This is a genomic window from Streptomyces sp. NPDC057307 (genome assembly GCF_042667665.1).
Lineage (GTDB): Bacteria > Actinomycetota > Actinomycetes > Streptomycetales > Streptomycetaceae > Streptomyces.
Map to the genome: position 1 here is coordinate 1 of NZ_JBHUZM010000246.1, position 5,627 is coordinate 5,627.

A 5,627-nucleotide genomic window follows, 5' to 3' on the forward strand; every position below is an offset into this window, starting at 1 on the left:
CGAATGGGCTGCGGAGCGTTTGTTTCTCTCGGGCGGCGCCGGGGGGGGATTGCCCGCCGCGTCGCAGGCCCGCAGGTTCAAGGGGCCCGAGGAGCTGGAGATCGTCGCCTTCGAGCGCGGCGACTTCGCCTCGTTCTCGGCGTGCGGGATTCCGTACTGGGTCGGCGGCGACGTCGAGCGGCGGGACGACCTCGTGGCCCGTACGCCCGAGGAGCACCGGGAGCGCGGGATCGACCTGCGGATGCGCACCGAGGCCCTGGAGATCGACACCGCGGGCCGACGGGTCCGGGCCCGGGACCTGGACGCCGGGACCGAGTCGTGGACGGACTTCGACAAGCTGGTGATCGCCACCGGCGCGCGCCCGATCCGGCCCCCGCTGCCGGGCATCGACGCCCCCGGCGTACATGGCGTCCAGACCCTCGGCGACGGCCAGGCGCTGATCGAGACCCTGACCCGCACGGGCGACGGCGGACGCGCGGTCGTCGTCGGCGCGGGCTACATCGGCGTCGAGATGGCGGAGGCGCTGCTCAAGCGCGGGTACGAGGTCACCGTCCTGCACCGCGACGAGCAGCCGATGGCCACGCTGGACCCGGACATGGGCCGGCTGGTCCACGAGGCGATGGACGGCCTCGGGATCACCACCGTCGGGCGGGCCGCCGTCACAAAGATCCTCACCGGCGCCGACGGCCGGGTCAGGGCGGTCGCCACCGACGACACGGAGTACCCGGCGGACGTCGTCGTCCTCGGCATCGGCGTCCGCCCGGAGACGGCGCTCGCCGAGGCCGCCGGTCTGCCGCTAGGCCCGCACGGCGGGCTGCTCACCGACCTGTCGATGCGGGTACGCGGCCACGAGGACATCTGGGCGGGCGGTGACTGCGTGGAGGTGCTCGACCTGATCACGGGCACCACCCGCCACATCGCGCTGGGCACGCACGCCAACAAGCACGGCCAGATCATCGGCGCCAACGTGGGCGGCGACTACGGCACCTTCCCGGGCGTCGTCGGCACGGCCGTCAGCAAGGTGTGCGACCGGGAGATCGCCCGGACGGGGCTGCGCGAGAAGGACGCCCGCGCGGCGGGGCTCCAGTACGTCTCGGCGACCATCGAGTCCACCGGCACCGCCGGGTACCTGCCGGGCGCGCGGCTGATGACGGTGAAGATGCTCGCCGAGCGCCGTACGGGCCGGCTGCTCGGCGTACAGATCGTCGGCGGCGAGGGCGCCGCGAAGCGGGTGGACATCGCCGCGGTCGCCCTCACCGCGCGGATGACGGTGGAACAGATGACGGCACTGGACCTGGGCTACGCGCCGCCGTTCTCCCCGGTCTGGGACCCGGTCCTGGTGGCCGCCCGCAAGGCGACGGCGGCGGTCCGCAAGGCGGGCTGGTAGAGCCAAGGACCTGTCTTAGCGGGCGGTCCGCGTGTGGACGTACTCAGCCAGGCGCGTCAGCGAGTCGGGGTCCATGTTCGGCAGCACCCCGTGGCCGAGGTTGAAGATGTGCCCGTCCAACCCCTTGGCGGCGTCGAGGACTTCGTCGGCCTTCGTCTCCACGGCCCGCGTGGGGGCGAAGAGGACCGCCGGGTCGAGGTTGCCCTGGAGCGCCTTGCCGGGGCCGACGCGGCGGGCCGCCTCGTCCAGCGGTACGCGCCAGTCGACGCCGACGACGTCCGCGCCCGCCTCGCCCATGAGGCCGAGCAGTTCGCCCGTACCGACACCGAAGTGGATGCGCGGTACGCCGTATCCGGCGACCATGTCGAAGACCTTGGCGGACGCGGGCATCGCGGAGCGGCGGTAGTCGGCGGGGGCGAGCGCGCCCACCCACGAGTCGAAGAGCTGTACGGCGCTGGCGCCCGCCTCGATCTGCACCTTGAGGAACGCGCCGGTGATCTCTGCGAGCCGGTCGAGCAGCTCGGCCCACAGCTCCGGGTCGCCGTACATCATGGCCTTGGTGTTCTCGTGGTTACGGGAGGGCCCGCCCTCCACGAGGTAGCTCGCGAGGGTGAACGGGGCGCCCGCGAAGCCGATGAGCGGGGTGGACCCCAGCTCCGCGGTGAGCATGCCCATCGCCTCGGTGACGTAGTGGACGTCGTCGGGCGTCAGGTCCCGCAGCTGCGCGAGGTCGGCGCGCGTGCGGATGGGGTGCGCCACGACGGGGCCGACGCCCGGCTTGATGTCGAGGTCCACACCGATGGCCTTGAGCGGGACGACGATGTCGCTGAAGTAGATCGCGGCGTCGACCCCGTGCCGGCGTACCGGCTGGAGCGTGATCTCGGTGACCAGATCCGGCCGCGTGCACGACTCCAGCATCGCCGTGCCCTCGCGCAGCTTGCGGTACTCGGGCAGCGAACGCCCCGCCTGCCGCATGAACCACACGGGGGTGTGCGGTACCGGCTCCCGCCTGCACGCCTTCATGAAGGCGGAGTCGCGGGTGGCGAGTGTCGCCGCTGTCGCTGCGGTCTTCGTCGGCTGGCCCGAGGGGCGGTCGTTGGCGCTCACGCCCAGAATCTTCGCATGTACACAGAAGCGGCCGCCCCGGGTCGGGTGTCCTTCACCGCACGGGACGCTCGTTCCGCCTACTCTTCCCCGCATGGCTGCGGCTCAGGGACAGTTTTCTGATCATTCCAACGGCGTCGGCGGTACGGGGGGTACGGAGGAGGACTCCGTGCCGTCCGCGTTCCGACTGGCCGTCGAAGCTTTGCGGACGGCGCGGCTGCGCCCCGAGATGGAGATCGACCCGACCAAGCCGCCCCAGCGGCTCGCACCGCACGCGTACGCACTGGAGGCGGCGGTCGTCCAGGGGGACGACGACCTCGCCGACGGCAGACTCGTTCTGCTCCACGACCCGGACGGGCACGACGCCTGGCAGGGCACCTTCCGGCTGGTGACGCTCGTACGGGCGGAGCTGGAGCCGGAGATGGCGGCGGACCCGCTGCTCCCGGAGGTCTGCTGGTCGTGGCTGACCGGGGCGCTGGAGGCGCGTGGACTCTCCTACGGAGAGCCGAGCGGCACGGTCACGCGCGCGGGGTCGCACTACTTCGGCGGGCTCTCGGAGCGCCGCCCGGCGACCCAGATCGAGATCCGGGCGTCCTGGACGCCGCGCGAGGGCATGGGTGGAGTCCCGGACACGGCAACGCACTTGGCGGCCTGGTGCGATCTGCTGTGCCAGCTCGCGGGTCTGCCACCAGCGGCCCCGACGGGCCCGACGGAGCCGGGGGCGGGTGTGGTCTCGCTCCCCCAGCGCCGGGGGCCACAGGCCCGGTAGAACGGGCCCGGTCACGCGCCGGAATCGGTTCGCCGGCCATGGGCCCACTCGTAGGATGATCGATCGCGCATCCGAATTGCCCGAATTGTTACTCATCAATTCGTGATCATTCTCTAAAGGCGGGGACGGTTGCTGCCGAAGAGGTCAATGACCCTTCAAGCACGGTTCGCCCCCGGCTTCATCCCCGAGCCGGCCCGTCCCGCACCTTCCCAGGAGGCCTGGTGTCCGTTCTCCTCGAGCAGCCCGCAAGCCTGGTCGCCTACCGCCCGAACAAGCCGACGGCCATGGTCGTCGTGGCCGACCCTCGCGTCCGCTCCACCGTCACCCGCCACCTGTGGGCCCTTGGAGTACGTGACGTCATCGAGGCTTCGTCCATCGCGGAGGCGCGTCCCCGCGTCGGCAGTCCACGCGACATCTGCGTGGCCGACGTCCACCTGCCCGACGGTTCCGGGCTCACCCTGCTGTCCGAGACCCGGGCAGCAGGCTGGCCCAACGGCCTCGCCCTCTCCGCCGCCGACGACATCGGCGCGGTGCGCAACGCCCTCGCGGGCGGAGTCAAGGGCTACGTCGTGACCGGTACCCGTACGAACATCGGCCACCCCGGCCGCCCCGGCGCCGCACCCATCGGCGCGGGACCCCGCATGCACCGCCGCCCCCCGGGTTCCCCGAGCCACCCGGGCGGCTACCGCGAGCTCTCCGGCCGTGAGGTCGAGGTGCTCAGACTGGTCGCCGAAGGCCAGTCGAACAAGGCGATCGGCGTCTCCATGGGCCTGTCGGCCCTGACCGTCAAGAGCCACCTCGCCCGTATCGCGCGCAAGCTCGGCACGGGTGACCGGGCCGGAATGGTCGCCGTGGCCCTCCGTACCGGAATCATTCACTGACCGGTTTCACCCTCCCCACCGGCCGCATCGCCCGCCGACGGAACGTTCCGTCGGCGGGCGGCGTCCGTTCACAGATACCCTTGACACGTGACCGACGCCCAAGACACCGCAGCAGACCCACCACTGCGAACCACCGGGGGCGCTCCCCCGGACGACGTCGAATCGGCGCCGATCCCCTTGTTGGAGCCTCGCGAAGGCATTCCGCCGGTGGTCGCCACCGAAGAAGCGCTCGCCGAGGTGATCGCTTCCTTCGCCACGGGCACCGGCCCGCTGGCCGTCGACGCCGAGCGCGCGTCCGGCTACCGGTACGGGCAGAGCGCCTATCTCGTACAGCTGCGCCGCGAGGGCGCGGGCACCGCGCTCATCGATCCCGTCGGCTGCCCCGACCTCTCCGCCCTCGGCGACGTCCTCGCCGACACGGAGTGGATCCTGCACGCCGCCACCCAGGACCTTCCGTGTCTGAGGGAAATAGGCATGCGCCCCACGCGGCTGTTCGACACCGAGCTGGCCGGCCGGCTCGCGGGCTTCCCGCGCGTCGGCCTCGGCGCGATGGTCGAGAACGTCCTCGGGTTCGCCCTGGAGAAGGGCCACTCCGCCGTCGACTGGTCGACCCGTCCGCTCCCCGAGCCGTGGCTGCGGTACGCGGCGCTGGACGTGGAGCTGCTGGTCGATCTGCGGAACGCGCTGGAAAAGGAGCTGGACCGGCAGAACAAGCTGGACTGGGCCTGGCAGGAGTTCGACGCGATCGCCTCCGCGCCGCCGCCACCGCCGCGCAAGGACCCGTGGCGCCGTACGTCCGGCATGCACAAGGTCCGGCGGCGGCGGCAGATGGCCGTCGTACGGGAGCTGTGGAACACCCGCGACCAGGCCGCGCAGCGGCGCGACGTCTCCCCCGGCAAGGTCCTCAGCGACGGCGCGATCATCGAGGCGGCGCTGGCGCTGCCGCTGAACGTGCAGGCCCTCACCGCGCTGCCCGGCTTCGGGCACCGGATGGGGCGGCGCCAGCTCGATCAGTGGCAGACGGCGATCGACCGGGCGAAGGCGCTGCCCGACGCGGAGCTGCCGCAGCCGGGCCAGCCGCTGAACGGTCCACCGCCGCCGCGCTCGTGGGCGGACAAGGACCCGGAGGCCGCGGCCCGCCTCTCGGCCGCCCGCGCCTCGGTGACGGCGCTCGCGGAGCGGCTGAACATGCCGCAGGAGAACCTGATCACGCCGGACACGGTGCGGCGGGTCTGCTGGGAGCCGCCGGCGGAGCGGAGCGTGGAGGCGGTGTCGTCGGCGCTGGCCGCGCATGGCGCGCGGCGGTGGCAGGTGGAACAGGTGGCGCCGCTGTTGGCGCGGGCGCTGGGGGCGACGGCGGCGACGGGCTGAGCGGGTTTTACCGGTGCCGTCCGGTGGTCGTTGTCCTCAAGCGCCGGACGGGCTGGGGTGGTTGCGGTGGTGGCCGGGTGCCGCTCCGGGGTCATGGCCGGACGGCGTGACTTAC

At 72.5% G+C, this 5,627-nt stretch carries 5 protein-coding genes; 4 read left to right on the top strand and 1 reads right to left on the bottom strand.

What is annotated here, in order from left to right:
• Positions 1-1,387, top strand: a 1,387-nt coding sequence (locus tag ACFUN8_RS36800; protein WP_383647646.1) for an FAD-dependent oxidoreductase, incomplete at its 5' end; no start/stop codon positions are given.
• Positions 1,388-1,402: 15 nt separating this feature from the next.
• Here ACFUN8_RS36800 and hemE read toward each other — a convergent pair.
• Positions 1,403-2,494: a uroporphyrinogen decarboxylase gene (gene hemE / locus ACFUN8_RS36805; RefSeq protein ID WP_383647648.1), complete on the bottom strand. Its 1,092-nt coding sequence runs from the start codon at positions 2,492-2,494 to the stop codon at positions 1,403-1,405.
• 91 nt (positions 2,495-2,585) lie between these two features.
• On the opposite strand from hemE, the gene ACFUN8_RS36810 reads away from it, so the two are divergent.
• The 3 genes from ACFUN8_RS36810 (at position 2,586) to ACFUN8_RS36820 (ending at position 5,512) form a co-directional block, all read left to right on the top strand.
• On the top strand, positions 2,586-3,260 hold the full coding sequence (locus tag ACFUN8_RS36810) for a DUF3000 domain-containing protein (protein WP_354608343.1): 675 nt from the start codon (positions 2,586-2,588) through the stop codon (positions 3,258-3,260).
• 221 nt (positions 3,261-3,481) lie between these two features.
• Positions 3,482-4,141, top strand: coding sequence for a LuxR C-terminal-related transcriptional regulator (locus ACFUN8_RS36815; RefSeq protein ID WP_383647651.1), 660 nt, complete (start codon positions 3,482-3,484; stop codon positions 4,139-4,141).
• An 87-nt stretch (positions 4,142-4,228) separates the two neighbouring features.
• Positions 4,229-5,512 carry an HRDC domain-containing protein gene (locus ACFUN8_RS36820; RefSeq protein WP_383647652.1) on the top strand — a complete coding sequence of 428 codons (1,284 nt, stop codon included), beginning with the start codon at positions 4,229-4,231 and terminating at the stop codon, positions 5,510-5,512.
• Positions 5,513-5,627 lie beyond the last annotated feature (115 nt).